The 17,751-nt window shown below is 69.7% G+C and carries 16 protein-coding genes; 1 reads left to right on the forward strand and 15 read right to left on the reverse strand.

Going from position 1 to position 17,751, the window contains the following annotated elements; all coding sequences use genetic code 11:
* Nucleotides 1-244: 244 nt before the first annotated feature.
* The 10 genes from BQ8420_RS05560 to BQ8420_RS05605 form a co-directional block, all read right to left on the reverse strand.
* The gene (locus tag BQ8420_RS05560; protein ID WP_235005948.1) at nucleotides 245-1,498 is read right to left on the reverse strand and encodes an MFS transporter; all 1,254 of its coding nucleotides are present in this window, start codon (nucleotides 1,496-1,498) and stop codon (nucleotides 245-247) included.
* 46 nt (nucleotides 1,499-1,544) lie between these two features.
* On the reverse strand, nucleotides 1,545-1,796 hold the full coding sequence (locus BQ8420_RS05565) for a hypothetical protein (protein ID WP_087096733.1): 252 nt from the start codon (nucleotides 1,794-1,796) through the stop codon (nucleotides 1,545-1,547).
* A gap of 111 nt (nucleotides 1,797-1,907) precedes the next feature.
* On the reverse strand, nucleotides 1,908-2,312 hold the full coding sequence (panD, locus tag BQ8420_RS05570) for an aspartate 1-decarboxylase (protein WP_087096734.1): 405 nt from the start codon (nucleotides 2,310-2,312) through the stop codon (nucleotides 1,908-1,910).
* 253 nt (nucleotides 2,313-2,565) lie between these two features.
* Nucleotides 2,566-5,415 carry an RNA helicase gene (locus BQ8420_RS05575; protein ID WP_087096735.1) on the reverse strand — a complete coding sequence of 950 codons (2,850 nt, stop codon included), beginning with the start codon at nucleotides 5,413-5,415 and terminating at the stop codon, nucleotides 2,566-2,568.
* Between the two features lie 12 nt (nucleotides 5,416-5,427).
* Nucleotides 5,428-6,324, reverse strand: coding sequence for a diacylglycerol kinase family protein (locus BQ8420_RS05580; RefSeq protein ID WP_087096736.1), 897 nt, complete (start codon nucleotides 6,322-6,324; stop codon nucleotides 5,428-5,430).
* Between the two features lie 93 nt (nucleotides 6,325-6,417).
* Nucleotides 6,418-6,843, reverse strand: a complete 426-nt coding sequence (locus BQ8420_RS05585; protein ID WP_087096737.1) for a DUF397 domain-containing protein — start codon at nucleotides 6,841-6,843, stop codon at nucleotides 6,418-6,420.
* A 117-nt stretch (nucleotides 6,844-6,960) separates the two neighbouring features.
* Nucleotides 6,961-7,800 (reverse strand): twin-arginine translocase subunit TatC, encoded by an 840-nt coding sequence (tatC, locus tag BQ8420_RS05590; protein ID WP_087096738.1) that lies wholly within the window; start codon nucleotides 7,798-7,800, stop codon nucleotides 6,961-6,963.
* Between the two features lie 182 nt (nucleotides 7,801-7,982).
* Entirely contained in the window at nucleotides 7,983-8,324 is a 342-nt protein-coding gene (gene tatA / locus BQ8420_RS05595) for a Sec-independent protein translocase subunit TatA (RefSeq protein ID WP_087096739.1), read from the reverse strand.
* 66 nt (nucleotides 8,325-8,390) lie between these two features.
* On the reverse strand, nucleotides 8,391-8,576 hold the full coding sequence (locus BQ8420_RS05600) for a hypothetical protein (protein WP_087096740.1): 186 nt from the start codon (nucleotides 8,574-8,576) through the stop codon (nucleotides 8,391-8,393).
* 60 nt (nucleotides 8,577-8,636) lie between these two features.
* The gene (locus BQ8420_RS05605; RefSeq protein ID WP_087096741.1) at nucleotides 8,637-10,682 is read right to left on the reverse strand and encodes a YafY family protein; all 2,046 of its coding nucleotides are present in this window, start codon (nucleotides 10,680-10,682) and stop codon (nucleotides 8,637-8,639) included.
* A 96-nt stretch (nucleotides 10,683-10,778) separates the two neighbouring features.
* On the opposite strand from BQ8420_RS05605, the gene BQ8420_RS05610 reads away from it, so the two are divergent.
* Nucleotides 10,779-11,867 carry a DUF3866 family protein gene (locus BQ8420_RS05610; protein ID WP_087096742.1) on the forward strand — a complete coding sequence of 363 codons (1,089 nt, stop codon included), beginning with the start codon at nucleotides 10,779-10,781 and terminating at the stop codon, nucleotides 11,865-11,867.
* Nucleotides 11,868-11,886: 19 nt separating this feature from the next.
* Here BQ8420_RS05610 and BQ8420_RS05615 read toward each other — a convergent pair whose 3' ends face one another.
* From BQ8420_RS05615 to prcB, 5 genes are all read right to left on the reverse strand, one after another.
* Nucleotides 11,887-12,924, reverse strand: coding sequence for a methionyl-tRNA formyltransferase (locus BQ8420_RS05615; protein ID WP_087096743.1), 1,038 nt, complete (start codon nucleotides 12,922-12,924; stop codon nucleotides 11,887-11,889).
* Nucleotides 12,925-13,091: 167 nt separating this feature from the next.
* The gene (locus BQ8420_RS05620) at nucleotides 13,092-14,198 is read right to left on the reverse strand and encodes an FKBP-type peptidyl-prolyl cis-trans isomerase (protein WP_087096744.1); all 1,107 of its coding nucleotides are present in this window, start codon (nucleotides 14,196-14,198) and stop codon (nucleotides 13,092-13,094) included.
* Between the two features lie 218 nt (nucleotides 14,199-14,416).
* Nucleotides 14,417-15,775 (reverse strand): Pup--protein ligase, encoded by a 1,359-nt coding sequence (gene pafA, locus BQ8420_RS05625; protein WP_087096745.1) that lies wholly within the window; start codon nucleotides 15,773-15,775, stop codon nucleotides 14,417-14,419.
* A 101-nt stretch (nucleotides 15,776-15,876) separates the two neighbouring features.
* Nucleotides 15,877-16,659, reverse strand: coding sequence for a proteasome subunit alpha (prcA, locus tag BQ8420_RS05630; RefSeq protein ID WP_087096746.1), 783 nt, complete (start codon nucleotides 16,657-16,659; stop codon nucleotides 15,877-15,879).
* A gap of 86 nt (nucleotides 16,660-16,745) precedes the next feature.
* Nucleotides 16,746-17,591 (reverse strand): proteasome subunit beta, encoded by an 846-nt coding sequence (gene prcB, locus BQ8420_RS05635; RefSeq protein WP_087096747.1) that lies wholly within the window; start codon nucleotides 17,589-17,591, stop codon nucleotides 16,746-16,748.
* Between the last annotated feature and the right edge of the window lie 160 nt (nucleotides 17,592-17,751).

Here is a 17,751-nt window from a genome sequence, read left to right on the forward strand (position 1 = left end):
GCCCCCGCTCGGATCCCCCGGGTCCCCCGGCCGCCACTCCTCCGGCGGGCGGTGGTTCACCGGATCCCGCTCCGGCCACTCCCCGGACCCGCCCTCGGGCTCCCGCTCACTCACTGAGAACACCCCTTCGTCCAGCGAAGGTCGGCCCACCCATCGACGGTGGGCGCCCCGAAACGCAGATTAACCGGGTATGGGCTCGGAACAGGGAAGTTCGCCGGGTGTTTCCGGTAAAGGTCCGGATGTCTCACCCGCGGTCGGCTGCCCGCGCACGAATCGCGAGGACGAACACGGGCAGTGTGAACAGGGCGGCGAACAGGTTGAGCCCGCCGAAACCGGCGACCGACAGCACCACCCCGGACAACGCTCCGGCGCCCGCCCCACCCAGGTTCATCACCAGGTCGCTGAAGCCCTGCGCCCGAGGGCGCACCTCCGCCGAGAGCGACTCGGCCAACAACGCGCTGCCCGCCACCAGCGAACCCGACCACCCCAGCCCCAGCAGGACCAGGCCGATGGTCACCCGGGTCTCGTCGTGCCCCGCCGTACCCGAGACCGCGGCGGCCACCAACAGCACCACCTGACCGGCCAGCACCACCGGGACCCGACCGAACCGGTCGGAGAGCCAGCCCACCACCGGGGAGAGCGCGTACATACCGGCGATGTGCAGGGAGATCGTGAGACCGACGACGGTGAGCGCCGCCCCGTGGTGGGTCATGTGCACCGGGGTCATCGTCATGACGGCGACCATCACGGTGTGGCCGGCCACGATCCCCACCACCGCCAACAGCGCGGAGGGACTGCGGCCGATGGCCCGCAACCCGTCGGCCATGGTGACGGCCGGGGCCTTCACCCCGTTCGCGGTACGGTCCGCGGTGGCCATGCGCAGCGGGTCGGGGCGCAACAGCACCGCGATGAGCGCGGCACCGCCCAGGAACCCGGCCGTGGTGAGCAGGACCGGCCCCAGGAGTTCGGTCAGTCCCAGCACCCCGGCCAGGCCTCCGGTCGGACCGATGAGGTTGGGCCCCACCACCGCGCCCACGGTGGTCGCCCACACCACGATCGACAGGTCGCGACCGCGCGTACGTTCGGTAGCCAGGTCCGCGGCGGCGTGCCGGGCCTGGAGGTTGGTGGCCGTCCCCGCACCGACCAGCACCATGCCCGCCAGGAACAGGGGGAACAGCTCCCACGCCGTGGCACCGATGACCACCACCCCGCCCAGGGCCCCCAACGACCAGCCCAGGGCCAACCCGGGACGACGACCCCGCCGGGCCGCGGTGGCCGCCAACGGCAGCGCGAACACGGCGGCGCCCAGGGTGATCATGGTGGTCGCCATCCCCGACCAGGTGTCCGACCCGCTCAGGTCCAACGCGATGAGCGCGCCCACCGCGAGCATGGCGCCCATGCCGATCCCACCGACGACCTGAGCCGCCATGAGGACCAGAACCGTACGCCGCTGGACCCGGGCCCGTTCGACCGGCCCCTGAGTGGTTTCCGTGGACACGCGGCCAACTCCCCGATTCGTCCCGACAATGGGCGAATCGTAACCCTTATCGAACCGAGTGGGTGCGGCCGTAGCGCCAGCGCAGGAAGTCGTGCTCGCGTTCGACGAAGCGCATCTCCGCGTACAGGTGGTCGGGCTCCTCGGTGTCGATCACCACACCGCCCTCGGGGATGACCGGCCAACACGCGAAGGCCCAGAAGCGGCGGGTGTAGACGCCCCACACGACGACCCACGCACCCTGCTTCTGCCACTCGATGTGTTCGGCGACCCGGCGCCGATCCTCGTCCCGCTCATCCATGCCGCCCCAGGGCCTACCCGAGACCGGGACACACCGATCCGGCCGGAATCGGCCATGACACGGGGTTTGTGCACAAAAAGAACGCCCGTGTCGAGCACGGGCGTTCGATGATCAGCGGCCGGCGACCTGGTCACTGCCGGGAACGGGCTCGGCCGGGTCGTTGCCCAGCGCGACGATCCCGTTGTCGCCGTCCACGTGCACGATGTGCTGGACGTGGTCGGCGCGCTCCCTCTCGTCGACCTGGGCGTAGCCGATGATGATGACGAGATCGCCCGGGCTCACCAGGCGCGCGGCCGCGCCGTTGATCCCGATGACGCCGCTGCCGCGCTCACCCACCAGGGCGTAGGTGACCAGACGGTTGCCGTTGTCGATGTCGACGATGTGCACCTGCTCGCCGTCGACGATGTCGGCGGCGTCCATCAGGTCGGCGTCGATGGTGATCGAACCCACGTAGTGCAGGTCGGCCTGGGTGACCGTGGCTCGGTGGATCTTGCCGTTCATGAGGGTGCGCAGCACAGCTCAAGCCTCGTTTCAGGGTGTCTTGCGAGAACTACAGGCCCCTCTCGGGGTCCCGTGCGTCTCCCATGATGACGCCCCCGTGTACCGCTTCGTCCACCGGGGCACCACTACGTTCACCAACGCCGCGTCCCGGACCGATGTTCCGGCTCCCCCGATCCCCGCACCAGGTGGGCGACTGTGGACGAGCCGTGACCAGGCCCCCTCGGGAGCCCGGTCACGAAGGTCATCGCGAGCCGCGAAATCCCGACGCTCAGTTGAGCGAGGAGTAGGCCACCACTCCACGCCGTACCAGGTCGGTGGCCTTGCGGGCGTTGGAGCGCAGCGTGGGATCGGCCGAAGCGGCGGAGATCTGCCCGAGCATGTCCACCAGCATCTTGGCGGTCCGCACGAAGTCGCCCGCCGTCATGTCGGACCCGCGCAGGATCGCGTCGAGCCGGTCGCCACGGGCCCACCGGTGGGCGGTCCACACGAAACCCAGGTCGGGTCGGCGCAGGAACGACACCCGGTGCCGGGACTCCACCTCGTTGAGCTCGCCCCACAGCCGCTGCATCTCCTCCAGGGCCTCCTCCACCGGCCCCTCGGGCAGGCGCGGGAAGGGGTCGTCACCGCGGCGCGCCTCGTAGACCAGGGCGGCGGCGCAGGCCGCCAGGTCCACCGGGTTCAGCTCATCCCACACCCCGCGGCGCAGGCACTCGGCCACCAGCAGGTCCAGGTCGGAGTAGATCTTGGCCAACCGGCCGCCTTCGTCGGAGATCTCGTCACCGGACAGGTACTCCAGATCCTCCAACACCCCGCACACCCGGTCGAAGGTGCGGGAGATGACGTGCGAACGCCCCTCCACGCGTCGACGCAGCACGTCGGTGTCCTTCTGGGTGCGCATGTACCGTTCGGCCCACCGGGCGTGGTCCTCACGCTCCGCGCATCCGTGGCAGGGGTGCTCGCGCAGCTGCGCACGGATCCGCTTGACCTCGGCGTCCTCCCGATCACCCTTGTTTCCGCCACGCTCGTAGGTGGGCGCGGTGCCCTGATCCCGGAGCTTGCTGCGCAGCGTGGCCGCCAGGTCCTGGCGCGAACGCGGGGACCGCGCCGAGAACGACTTGGGGATGCGCATGCGCCCGGAGGCCTTGACCGGGATCGGGAAGTCACTGGAGTTGATCCGCTTGACCTGTTTGTCCACGGTCAACACCAGGGGTGCCGGCAGATCGTGCCGCAGCCCGGGGTCCAACACCACGGCGTGTCCGGAGTAGCGCCCCGAGGGGATGCGGATGATGTCACCGGGCCGGAGCAGTTCCAGGCTCTCCAGGGCCTCGTCGTGGCGGCGCGAGGACCTGTTCTTGGCCAGCATGGACTCGCGATCGCTCAGCGCCCGACGCAGGGAGGCGTACTCCATGAAGTCGCCCAGGTGGCACTCGGCGGCCTTGGCGTACCCCTCCAGGGCCTCCTCGTGCTTGCGCAGCTTCTTGACCAGACCCACGACGGCACGGTCGGCCTGGAACTGGGCGAAGGAGGCCTCCAGCATGTTGCGGCTGCGTTGGCGGCCCACCTGACCGACCAGGTTGACCGCCATGTTGTAGGACGGTTGGAAGCTGGAGTTGAGCGGGTAGGTGCGCGTGCCCGCCAGCCCGGCGACGGTCTCAGGGTCGGTGCCGGCCTGCCAGACGACGACGGCGTGCCCCTCCACGTCGATGCCACGACGTCCGGCCCGCCCGGTGAGCTGCGTGTACTCACCGGGGGTGAGCATCGCGTGGGTCTCACCGTTCCACTTGTCGAGTTTTTCGATGACCACGCTGCGCGCGGGCATGTTGATCCCCAGGGCCAGGGTCTCGGTGGCGAACACCGCGCGGATCAGGCCTTGGGAGAACAGATGCTCGACGACCTCCTTGAAGGCGGGCAGCATGCCCGCGTGGTGGGCGGCCACGCCCGATTCCAGGGCGCGCAGCCAGCCGTCGAAGCCGAGCACGGTCAGGTCGGCGCGCGGGATGTCGGCGCAGCGCGACTCGGCGTACTCACGGATGTGGTCGGCCTCCTCGGGCGTGGTCAGGACCAACCCCGAGGCCACGCACTGGCGGACGGCGTCGTCGCACCCGGCTCGGCTGAAGACGAAGTCGATGGCCGGCAGCAGCCCCTCGGCGTCCAGCTCCTCGATGATCATGGGCCGGCTGGGCGGAGCGAACCTGGTGCGCGGGCGAATCGTGTTGCCGCGGGCCCGCGACTGCGGGTGACGGCGCCGGTCGGCCAGCTGGGTGGTGCGCGCGTCGTCCTCGGCGGCCCGGGTCAGGAACGGGTTGATGTGCAGCGTCTGCCCGCCCACCTTGATCTCGCGGGGCCGCTGGTGCTGGGAGCGGCGTCGTTCGCGCTTGCGCTTGGAACGTCCGCCCCCGCCCTGATCGTCCTCACCGGACTCGGTGGACTCGACCTCGGTGTCGACGAAGAGGTCGTGCAAGCGCTTGCCGACCATCACGTGCTGCCACAGCGGCACGGGACGCTTCTCGTCGACGATGACGGTGGTGTCACCGCGTACCTGCTGGAGCCACTCGCCGAACTCCTCGGCGTTGCTGACCGTGGCGGACAGGGCGACCATGCGCACCGACTCGGGCAGGTGGATGATCACCTCCTCCCAGACCGCGCCGCGGAAGCGGTCGGCGAGGTAGTGCACCTCGTCCATGACCACGTAGGCCAACCCGCCCAGGGTGGACGAGGACTCGTACAGCATGTTGCGCAGCACCTCGGTGGTCATCACGACCACCGGCGCCTCGCCGTTGACGCTGTTGTCCCCGGTCAGCAACCCCACCTGTTCGGCGCCGTAGCGCTTGACCAGGTCGTTGTACTTCTGGTTGGACAGTGCCTTGATGGGGGTGGTGTAGAAGCACTTGGTGCCCTCGGCCAGGGCACGGTGCACGGCGAACTCCCCGACCACGGTCTTGCCCGAACCGGTGGGAGCGGCGACCAGCACCCCATGGCCGTTCTCCAACGCCTTGCAAGCGTTGATCTGGAAGGGGTCGAACTCGAAGCCGTAGAGAGCCTGGAAGGCCTCGATGGTGGCGCTCGACGCGCCCTGCCGCCGACGGAAGGCGGCGTACCGCTCAGCGTGACTACTCATAGGCCTCTCAGCCTATGAGGTCGGATCCAACATCTCGACCGCTTTGGGCACCACTTCGCACTTCAGTGTCGGCGGCCCCATGCGTTCACCGTCGGCGAAGCCCACCCCGGCGTCACCACGGATGGTGACGCTCGCGCCGCGTTCGTGGCGCACCTCGTCCAACCCCATGTGGCTGCCGTTGAACACCCGGGGGAACTGCCGAACGAAGCGACCCATCGACGCTTCGCGCATGAAGACCACGTCGAGCAGTCCGTCATCGGACTCGGCCCCGGCGCACACCTTCAGACCACCGCCGTAGGAGTCGGTGTTGCCGACCGCGACGAGCATCCCGGGTTCGGCGATGGTGCGGCCGTCGATGTCGATCTCGAAGTCGATGGGCCGGAAGGTGCGCAGTTCGGCGATGACGCCGATCAGGTAGCCGGCGCGGCCCACCCCGAACCGGAAGTTGTTCACCCGTTCGTTGACCCGGGCGTCGAACCCGCAGGCCAGGACGCTCATGTAGTAGCGCCGCGTGCCGTCGGGCAGGGTCAGTCGGACCACGTCGCTGGGGCGGGTGCGCCCGGCCAGGATGGCCTGGGCCATGCCGCGTGCGGTGGCGCGGCCGGTACCGAAGGCGCGCGCGATGTCGTTGCCGGTGCCCGCCGGGACCACCGCCAGTGGTACTCCGCTGCCCACCACCCCTTGCAGGGCCTGGTGGACCAGGCCGTCACCGCCCACGGCCACCAGGGCGTCGGGGTGGTCGGAGACGGCCAGTCGGGCCAGACGCCTGCTGTCGGCGGCCGAGCGACCCGTGTAGACGTGGACGCGGGCGCCGGCGGCGCGCAGGGCCTCCTTGAGCCGGACCGCGAGGATGGCGGCGCGGCGTCGACCGGAGGCCGGATTGACCAGAAGTGCGATGTGAGGGGGCATTGCCGGTCCTTAGCTACCCAGAGTCGGGGTTCGGGGGCGTGCGGGGCCGGTGAGGTTCCCGCACACCCTCGCGCCAGGGGATGGCGGGCCGGTTCAGGCGTCCTCGGTCGTGGACCCCTCGGCGGCTTCCTCACGCTGGCGGCGATGGTACTCCTCCAGTGCTCCGGGGGTGAGCAGCGGGGAGGGCACCCAGGCGGCCTCGACCTCGCCGTGTCCGCGTTGGATCTCGATCTCCTCCTCGGAGAGGTACTCCTCGGGGATGTCGAACTCGCCATCGCGCGCCCCCAGCACGAAGGCCTCCCACTCGGCGGGGGTGAAGAACAGGGTGCCCTTCTCCGGCGACTTCCCGTCACGGACGGCGCGGAACCCGTCGTCGAACTCGGCGACCTCCACGATCGCCTCGGACTCCGGATCGGACAGGGAGGAGCGCAACCACACCGCGTCGGTGGTGTCGTGCCACTTCTCGTTCCCCATGGCCTCGGGTGGGAGTTCCCGCTTGGCCTCGGTCTGTTCGCTCATCAGTGCCTTCCCGGCTTCCCGCGTCCGACTCGGTGTGCAGGGGCGGCCACAAAGTCGCCCCCGCCCCGAACCCTAGCGCGTGGGAGGGCGGTCTCACACCCGCTTCTCGACGACCGTTCAGTCGCCCTTGCCCGAACCCCGGCCCGACTCGAAGTCCTCTAGTTCGTCCAGGTCGGAGGGCCGGTCGTCGATTTCGGAGATCTCGTCGTCGTCCAGGTCGGCGGCGGGGTCCCGGCGCTTGCGGCGACGGTCGTTGAGGAAGCAGAACAGCTCGGCGATCTCGAACAGCACCACCAGCGGGACGGCCAGCGCCAGCATGGAGATGGGCTCGGCCGGGGTGACGACGGCGGCGATCAGGAACGCGCCGAAGATGATGACGCGCCGCCACTTGGCGATGGCCTCGTGGGAGAGGATCCCCGCGATGTTGAGCAGCACCACCAGCAGCGGCATGACGAAGCCGATGCCGAACATGCCCATCATGATGAGCATGTAGTTGAGGTACTCGCCGATGGTCAGGTAGGGATCGGCGTCCTGGGGCAGGAACGCGAAGAGCATCTGTAGGGCCAGCGCGGTGATCGTGTAGGCCAGGGCGGCGCCGGCGACGAACAGCAGACCGGCCAGCGGGGCGAAGATGTAGGCGTACTTCTTCTCGGCGCCGTGCAGGGCCGGGGCCACGAACGCCCACAGCTGGTAGAGCCACAACGGGGCGGTGGCCAGCGCGCCGACGAACAGCCAGATCTTGAAGGCCACGAAGAAGGCGTCGAAGGGGCCGGTGACGATGAGGGAACAGCCGCCGCCCTCGACCACCTGTGAGGCGGGCAGGGAACAGTAGGGATCGGTGAGGAAGTCCCAGATCCGGTCGTAGAAAACGAAACCGAGTACGGCGCCCAGACAAAGGATGAGCAGTACCTTGGCCAACCGGTTGCGCAGCTCGCGCAGGTGGTCCATGAGCGGCATCCGGGCTTCCGGGTTGGCCGCTCCGCTTCGGGACCTCATCGTGGGGTCACTCTCTTCTCATCCGGGTCCGCGCACCGCGGACTCCCCTGACACAGACGCCGGGCGCGGTGCCTCTGGGGCACCGCGCCGACCGGTTCGGACCGTGGCCGCGCGCGACCCCGAACAGGTAGGAAACCGGACCGCTACTGGTTGTAGGTCTGGTTGCTGCGTTCACCGGACTCGTTGACGATGCGCTGGCCGGGGGGAAGCTGCGGGTAACCCTGCTGCTGGCTCTGCTGGCTCTGCTGCGGCGCGGCCTCGGGCCGGGGAGCCTGGCCCTGTTGGGCCTGTTGGTCACGCTGACCGTTGTTCTCCTCCTGCTGGCCCTCGTTGTTCTCCTCATCGACCAGGCCCTTGCTCTCGGCCTTGAGGATGCGAGCACTACGCCCCAGGGATCGTGCCAGGTCCGGAAGCTTCTTGGCTCCGAACAGCACGATGGCCAGGATCACCAGGATGGCGATGGTAGGTCCGTTGAACGGTCCCATGGTTCTACCTCTCTGTGGGGCGCGACCAAGCGCCTTCGATGGTACGCGCGTCCGTGTCGTCGGTCATCATCGCCGTGACCCCTCATGCCGGACACGCTCACGCAGGTCAGCGCTGCTCGCCTGGTACCCGCCCGCCGCCCGTGTCACCTTTTCGGACAGCACGACGGCCTCGCGCCGGACCTTCACCAAGAGGAATCCGACCACGAGTACACCGACCAGAACCAGGCCGAAAAGGACAGCGAGGGCGATCACGAACTCAGCATATCCTTTTCCGGAAGACCTACACCTCGACCCCCGATGAACAGGTGGGCGTCACTCCGAGGACGAATCGGTCTCGACCAGGTCGGGGGAGGTTTGCCCCGTGTCGTAAAGACCCAGGGCCCGTTCGGCCTCGGCGCGCACCTCGTGGGCCAGTTCGGCCGGAGCCACGACACGCCCCCGGGACCCCAGGGACAACACGAGTCGGGCCACCCATGCCGGTGCCGGGGTGCGCAGCGTGGCGCGCACCCCGCCCTCGGCCAGTTCGGTGACCGACTCGCACGCGTAGTCCTCGGTGATCCAACGCGCCGACGGCTCCAGGTCCAACACGACCAGGGCGTCGCGCTCGGAACGTTGGAGCACCCCCTCGGACAGATCGCGACGGCCCACCCCCTCGGGCACCTGTGCGGCGTAGGGCAGCACGGTCAGTTCCAGCACCCGGTCCAGCCGGAACAGGCGCACGTCCTCGCGCAGGTGGCAGTAGCCCTCCAGGAACGGCTTGCCATCCTGGACGACCAGACCCATCGGGTCCACGTCGCGTTCGGTGACCTGGTCCAGGTACCCGGACAGGTAGCGCAGGTGCAGGCGTTGACCGGCCTCCAAGGCCTGGGAGCAGCGCCGGTGGGTCTGCGCCACCTGCTCGTCCATCTCCACCCGCACCTGGACGGAGTCGGCCAGGGAGCCCATGGCGCTACCGGCCGCCCCGCGCAGCTTCTCCCCCACGCGCTTGAGCGCGCCGTCCTCCACGCCCTGGGCCTCGGGCAGCGCTTCCAGCAACGACAGGCCCACGACGAGGCTGGCCGCCTCGTCGGCGGTCAGGCGCAGCGGCTGGGCCAGGGTGTCGGCGTTGCCGATGATGATCTCCCCGGTCTCCTTGGCCGCGTCCAGGTCCACCTCGATGAGGTCGCCGGGGGTGTAGCCGGGCAGACCGCACATCCACAGCAGGCTCAGGTCCTGGACCACCTGCTTCTCGCTGAGGCCGAAGTGGCCGGCCACCTCCGAGACCCGCACGTCACGGCCGAGCGCGTAGGGCACCAGCATCAGCAGCCGACGCAACTGGTCCGCCGAGCGCGGTCCGCGCACCGGGGCGTCCTGTTCCTCGGCCTCTCCCACCGGTGCGGCCTCGGCCTCGGCCCGGGAGACCACGCCGCGCATGTGGGCGGCCAGCGCCGAACGCGCCTGCTCGGGCTCCACGATCTCGGCGCGGGCGCCCTGGGCGGCCACTCGTCCCACCAGGGCATTGGTGTCGGTGTAGGGCAGGGTGAGGGTGTCCCACACCGGCCCCACACCCTCCCGTTCCCCGGGGACCACGCGCAGGGCGCTGCGGCGCAGGGCGTGCGCGGAGTCCACGAGTACCCGCACGGTGGCGGTGTGGTCGGGGTCGGCCCGGTGCAGGGAGACCACCGAGCGCAGATCCACGCCCTCGGGCACCTGGACGTCCGGGCCGGTGCGCACCACCGTCACCTGCCCCTGGATACGCCCGAGACGAAAGACCCGGCGGGCCTCGCGCAGTCGGTCGTGGCCGACCAGGTACCAGTGGCCGTCCCGGTTGACCACGCCCCACGGTTCGACCTCACGGCGCACGGCCTCGGTCTGGCCGGGCCTGCGGTAGGAGAAGGACACCGGTCGACGGTCGCGGATCGCTTGCCAGACGGGACCGAAGGCGGGTTCGTCGGTGCGCATGGTCGGGGTCAGCCCGGGTGCCGCCTCGGCGTCCACCGGCACCCCGGCCGAGCGAAGCTTGAACAGGGCGTTGGCGGCGGCCTCGCCCAAAGAGGCGTGTCGCCAGGCCCGGGCCGCCAGACCCAGCACGAGCGCCTCGTCGGGCAGCAGCTCGATCTCGGACAGTTCGTAGTCCGAACGGGAGATCCGGTAACCCTCCTCGCCGCTGAAGGCGTCACCGGTACCCACCTGGATCGGGATGCCGCTGTCGCGCAGTTCTCGCTTGTCGCGCTCGAACATGCGCTTGAACGCCGACTCCGTGTCGGCCTCCGCGTACCCCTGCACCGTCGCCCTGATCTCCTGGGCGGTCAGGTGGCGCCGGGTGGACAACAGGCAGATGACCAGGTTGAGCTGCCGTTCGGTCTTCCTGCGCGACATCGTCGCCACTCCTTCACCCTGGGATGATGCACCGGGCGGGGCCGCGAGGGCGCGTCCTCCCACTTTCGGTTCAGCACCGACGGTACCGTGCCGACCATGATCCGGTGGCGTCGTGGCCGAGTCCGTGAACTCCTGCCCTCCTGGACCGGGGTCCGCGTGTGCGCGGTGGTTCTGGCCGGAGCCGCCCCCGACACCCCGCCCACCTGCCGGGCCCTGGCCTACCCCGACCTGGTCGGCGATCCGCGCGTGGGCGACGAGGTCCTGCTCAACACCGGCGCCCTGGACCTGGGGCTGGGAACCGGCGGATACGCGCTGGTGGTGGCCGTCCCCGACCGGCCGCCCGCCGACCGGGAGAACCCCGGACACCTGATCAAGGCCCGCTACACCCCGCTCCAGGCCACCGTTCAGGGCGCCGACGAACAGGGCTCGCCCCACCACGAGACGCTGCGCGCCGCTCAAGGGATCGACGGGATGCCGGTGGTCGTGGCCGACCTGCACTCGGCACTGCCGGCCGTGCTGGCGGGAGTGCGCGCCGAACGTCCCCGCACCCGGGTCGTCCACGTGATGCTGGACGGCGGCGCGCTGCCCGCGGCGTTCTCCCGGGTCCTCGCGGCGCTGCGCGAGGACGGCCTCCTCGCGGGCTGTGTGACCACCGGCCAGGCGTTCGGCGGCGACCTGGAGACGGTGACCGTGCACTCGGGCCTGTTGGCCGCCAGGCACGCGCTGGGGGCGGAGGTCGCGGTGGTCTGCCAGGGGCCGGGCAACCTGGGCACCGGCACCCCGTGGGGCTTTTCGGGTGTGGCCTGTGGAGAGGCCGTCAACGCCGCCGCGACCCTGGAAGGTCGGCCAGTGGCGGCCCTGCGGATCAGTGAGGCCGACCACCGCCCCCGCCACCGCGGGGTCTCCCACCACAGCCTGACCGCCTACGGCAAGGTCGCCCTGGCCCCCGCCGACGTGGTCGTGCCCGCCCTGCCCGGCGCGTTCGGTGAGAAGGTACGCGACCAGGCCTGGCCCCTGGGCGATCGGCACACCCTGGTGGAGGTCTCCACGACCGGTCTGGAGAGCGAACTGCTGTCGTTGCCGCTGAAGGTCTCGACGATGGGCCGCGGCCTGGAACAGGACCGGGCCGCCTTCCTGAGCGCGGCCGCCGCCGGACGATACGCCGCCACTCTCCTGGTCCCCTGACCGGGCGCGGCGCCACCGCTCACAGGTCGACGGCCCTGGGCACCCACGCGGCCGGTCGCCGGTGCTCGGCGTCGCCGTTGCCGGGCACGGGGGTGCGTCGAGTGGCCGCGAGCATGTGCTCGGACGGTGCGTCGAAGTACCGCCCGGGCCGGAACATGGCCAAGGAGGTCGGGTCGGCCACGACCCCCTCGTCCACGCTCACCGCCTCCGGCACGAACACGACACCGTCCCCACAGGTCACACCCCACAGCCTCCCGGGCCCGGCGGAGACGATCTGCCCGGGATCGCCGCCCACCACCTCGGTGGACAGCTCCCCCGAACGGAAGGTGATGCGGGCACCGCCGAACATCGCGAACGCCCCGGGGTAGGGGGCGGCCAGGGCCCGCACCATCCGGTCCACGTCACGGCCGGCGGCCGTCAGGTCCAGGTGCCCGTCGCTGGGCCGGCGCCGGGGCCACACCGACACGTGCCCGGTCTGGGGGCGACGAGAGGCACGTCCCTCCAACAGGGCGTCCAGGTTGCGCACGATCAGCTCGGCCTGCAAACGTCCCACCCGCTCGTACAGGCCGGTGGCGGTGGCGTCGGCGGCCACCTCGAAACGGATCCGGTCCACGATGTCACCGGCGTCGACCTCTCCGGCCAGGTGGAACAGGGTCACGGCGCTGGCCCGCATGTCACGCAGGATCGTCCAGGGGATGGGGGCGCTTCCGCGCCCCACCGGCAGCGGGGAGGGATGCATGCCCACACCGCCCAACGGAAGCGAGGCCAGGACCTCCCCCCGCACCAGCTGCGACCACCCGGCCACCACCATCAGGTCGATGCGGTGCGAGGCCAGGGCGTCGCGCACCTCGTCGCCGTTGATGTCGGTGGCGCGCAGGTGCGGCAGGTCCAGTCGGCGTGTCACCGACTCGTAGTCGACGTAGCCGCAGCGGTGCGCCAGCTCGGCGGGGTAGGACACCACCAGATCCGGTGGACGCCCCTGGGCACAGAGCTCCTCCAAGGCCGGCACCCCCAGGCGCAGACCGGATACGTAGCAGAACCGCCGTCCTTCCGGCATGGCTCCCCCTCGCCAGATCTCACTCCGAGTGACGACTCTACGCAGCAACCGCACCACTCCCCCGCAGGCGTGTCCATCCCGCGTGTCAGGGCCCTGGCGCACGACGACGCCCCCGTCGTGCGACGGGGGCGTCGAAACGCGAACGAACCGCGGGTACGTCGGAGCGGTTACTCCTCCTCGGGAGCCGCTTCGTCCTCGGCCTCGGGGTCGGCCGCCTCACCTTCGGCGCCCTCCTCGGCCTCGGCCGGCTCGGGCGGTGGCGGGTTGTCGTAGGCGCCCAGGACGTCGATCACGAAGACCAGGGAGCCCACGGGGCCTCCCATCGCCTCTTCCTCGGTCTCGCCATAGGCCATGGAACCGGGGACGACCATCATCAGTCGGTCGCCGACGTTGGCACCGACGATGCCCTCGTCCCAGCCCTCGATGACCTCGCCACCACCGATGGCGGTGTCGAACGGCGCACCACCGCGGTCCCAGGTGGAGTCGAAGACGGTGTGTTCCCCGTTCTCCTCGGGATCCCAGCGCACACCCGTGTACTGGGCGACGATCTGCTGGCCCTCCTCGACCTCGGGGCCCTCACCCTCGATGAGCGGGACGACCTCCAGGTCCTCCGGGGCGTCACCCTCGGGGATGTCGATCTCGGGACGGCTGTGGCCGTCCTGGGTCACCGTGGGCAGACCGTCACCACCGTCGGTGGTCTGCTCGCCCGGCACCACGGCGCCTTGGGCGTAGCGGTCCATCACGTCGATGACGAGCACACTGGCGCCCTCGGGAGCCTCCTGGCCCATACCCTGGGCCTGCTCCATCTCCTCCTGGGTCAGCGGCGGGAACACGTAGACCGCGCGGCTGCCGAGGGGCTGGCTCACCAGGGCGTCGGTGATGTACTCGGGCATCTCGTTCATACGAATGAGGTCGGGGGCACCGGATTCGTAGCTGGACTGGCCCTCCATCGGCTCGCCCTCGCCCGGGGCGGTCCACTGGTACTGGACGACGTTGGCGACCACCAGGTCTTCCGCGCCCACCAGGACGTCCTCCCCCGAACCCTTACTGACGATCCCGGAGATCTCCTCTTCGGGAAGCTCGTCGTCGGGGAAGGTGATCTGCGGTTCCTCACCGACTTCGCCGGTGACGTCAGGCAGCCGCGGGTCCAGCTCCTCCGCGTTCATACGCAGGAAGGCGGGAGTCTTCCAATCCTCTGGGATCGATCCGCAGCTTGAGACCACCAACGCGATGGCGGTCAGTGGCACCGCGAGGGCGGCGGCACGTCGGTGCATGGGTCACAACCTCTGATTTCCGGCTCAGGACAGGCTCACACTACCTAAAAGCACAAGCCCGGCCACCCCCGGGAACGCACCGGAAGTCACAAGCCCCGTCGGGCGGCTCGGGTCACAGCGATACTGTGCGCCGCCCGACGGGGCCCGGTTCCAGCGGTCCGGCGGTCCCGCCCGGACCCGGGATCGGTCCCCGGGCCCGGGCGGAACCCCCTGCCGGTTCACATTCCGGCGATCAGCTTCTCCACTCGCTCGTCCACCGACTTGAACGGGTCCTTGCACAGCACCGTCCGCTGTGCCTGGTCGTTGAGTTTGAGGTGCACCCAGTCCACCGTGAAGTCACGGCGTTTCTCCTGGGCACGCCGGATGAACTCGCCCCGCAACCGCGCCCGGGTGGTCTGGGGAGGCACGGACTTGGACTCGAAGATCTTCAGGTCGTTCACCACTCGATCCATCTGGCCGCGGTTCTGCATCAGGTAGAACAGGCCGCGATCGCGGTGGATGTCGTGGTAGGTCAGATCCAGCTGGGCCACGCGGGGGGAGGACAGCGACAGGTCGTGCTTGTCCCGGTAGCGCTCCAACAGAAGGTACTTGGCGACCCAGTCGATCTCCCGCGAGACCGTCTCCAGGTTCTGGGTCTCCACCGCCTCCAGAGTGCGGTGCCACAGGTCCAGGACCTGCTTGCCCACGGCGTCGGTGCCGTGTCGGTCCACGAAGCTCTGGACCTTCTCCAGGTACTCGCGCTGGATCTCCAGGGCACTGGCCTCGCGCCCGTTGGCCAGACGCACCTTACGCCGACCGGTCATGTCGTGGCTGACCTCGCGGATCGCCCGGATGGGGTTCTCCAGGGTGTAGTCGCGCATGACCACACCGGCCTCGATCATCCGCAGCACCAGGTCGGTGGAGCCGAGCTTGAGCAGAGTGGTGGTCTCGCTCATGTTGGAGTCGCCCACGATGACGTGCAGCCGACGGAACCGTTCGGCGTCGGCGTGGGGCTCATCGCGGGTGTTGATGATGGGACGCGAGCGTGTGGTGGCCGAGGAGACACCTTCCCAGATGTGCTCGGCGCGCTGACTCACGCAGTACAGGGCGCCCCTGGGCGTCTGTAGCACCTTGCCGGCGCCGCAGATGATCTGCCGGGTCACCAGGAAGGGGATGAGGACGTCGGCCAGGCGACCGAACTCCCCGTGCCGGCCCACGAGGTAGTTCTCGTGACAGCCATAGGAGTTGCCCGCCGAGTCGGTGTTGTTCTTGAAGAGGTAGATGTCGCCGGCGATGCCCTCCTCGTGCAGGCGCTGCTCGGCATCGATCTGCAGCCCCTCCAGGATGCGTTCGCCGGCCTTGTCATGGGCCACCAGGTCCAAGAGGCTGTCGCACTCGGGGGTGGCGTACTCGGGGTGGCTGCCCACGTCCAGGTACAGGCGGGCCCCGTTGCGCAGGAACACGTTGCTGCTGCGCCCCCAGGAGACCACCCGTCGGAAGAGATAGCGGGCGACCTCGTCCGGCGACAGACGGCGCTGCCCCCGGAAGGTGCACGTGACCCCGTACTCGTTCTCCAGCCCGAAGATCCGTCGTTCCACGCGACCTCACCAACTTCCGTCACCGGGGTGCCGACGACGGGGCCGCGTCGTCCACACCCGCCCGGCCGGTGCGACGCCCCGGTGGCGCCGCACCGTCGTCCCTAGCCTCGGTCCTGGTCGGCCTCGTCCCCACCGGTGTCCGCGTCCTCGGAGGTGTCCGTGGTGGCGGAGACGTCCGTGGCGGCGCCACGCTTGCCCTCCTCGATGAGGGAGTTCAGGCGGTCGCCGTGGATACGACGGAACTTGCGGTGCTGTCGGGAGCGGTCGAGAACGGCGACCTCCAGGTTGGTGGCCTCCAGTTCGCGCTCCTCCCCGTTCTCGTGGGCCAGTGCGCGGGTGGCGGCGTTGAGCGCCGCACTGAGCGGCGCGGAACCGTCGAAGCGGTCCTTGAGCTGCTCGGACACGTGCTCCGAGGATCCGCCCATCGCCACGAATCCCTGCTCGTCGACGATGGAACCGTCGAAGGTGATGCGGTAGATCTCGTCATCGGCCGCGGTGTCGCCGACCTCCGCGACGACGATCTCGACCTCCCACGGTTTGGGGCTCTCGCTGAAGACGGTGCCCAGGGTCTGGGCGTAGATGTTGGCGAGCTGGCGGCCACTGACGTCTCGACGGTCGAACTGGTACCCGCGTACGTCGGCGAAACGGACGCCCATCAGGCGCAGGTTCTCGAATTCGGGGTAACGCCCGACCGCGGCGAAGGCGATGCGGTCATAGAGTTCGCTGATCTTGTGCAGGGTGCGGGACATGTTGTCCGCCACCAAGAGGATGCCGCCCTCGTACTGCAGGACGACGGCACTACGGCCGCGCGCGATGCCTTTGCGCGCGTAGTCCGCCTTGTCCTTCATCTGCTGTTCGGGGGCGACGTAGAAGGGCATCGACACCGCGAATCGTTTCCTTACCTGGTCGGGAGAGGTCTGGTGGTGAGGGGCGCCTGGCCCCGGTCATGCGAGCCGGGTCATGGGGCCGTTCAATCGAGCCGGGCCGTGGGCCCGTCGGGGTGGGCGGCGCGCCCGTGGACCACTTCCGTGGCCAGAGCCGCGATCTCTTCGGTGGCGATACGGCGGTGTCCGTCCTCGGTGATGACGTCGACCAAGGGGAAGATCCCTCGGTGCAGGTCGGGTCCGCCGGTGGCGGAGTCATCGTCCGCGGCGTCGTAGAGCGACTCCAGAGCGACCTTGATGGCGGTGGTCTGGTCCAGGTCGTCGCGGTAGAGCTTCTTGATGGAGCCCCTGGCGAAGACCGAGCCGGATCCGATGGAGTGGTAGCGCTGTTCCTCGTAGCGCCCGCCGACCGCGTCGTAGCTGAAGACCCGACCTTCCTCGGTGACCTCGTCGAAGCCCACCAACAGGGGGATCACGACGAACCCCTGCATGGCCATGCCCAGGTTGCCCCGGACCATCTGGGCGAGCTTGTTGGCCTTACCCTCCAGGGAGAGGGAGCGGCCCTCCAACTTCTCGTAGTGTTCCAGCTCCACCTGATACAGGCGGGCCAGTTCGATACCGATCCCGGCCGAACCCGCGATGGCCACCGCGGAGAACTCGTCGGTGCGGTAGAGCTTGTCCATGTCCCGGTTGGCGATGACGTTGCCCTGTGTGGCCCTGCGGTCACCGGCCAGCAGGACACCCCCGGGGAAGGTCATGGCGACGATGGTCGTCGCGTCCGGAGTGAGGTGTTCGGCCACCCCTCCCGCGGCGTCCAGATGCCTTCCGGGCAGCAACTCGGGGTTGACCGCCCGGAGGAACTCGGTGAAGGACGAAGTACCCGCACTCATGAAAGCCGCCGGCATCCGTCCGCCTTCGAACCCTTCGAACACGCGACTCCCTCCACTCGCGCCCCACCTCGTCTCGGAGGCGAGTGGAGCGCCTGTCGTCCGTTTTTGTGTCGGTCCGCACGTCGGCCGGGCTTTCCCACCCCGGCCGACGTGTCGACCCTAACCCTGTGCACCCCGGGGCCGTGGGCTCCCGTGTGCGCTG

Source organism: Nocardiopsis sp. JB363 (assembly GCF_900143625.1).
Lineage (GTDB): Bacteria > Actinomycetota > Actinomycetes > Streptosporangiales > Streptosporangiaceae > Nocardiopsis.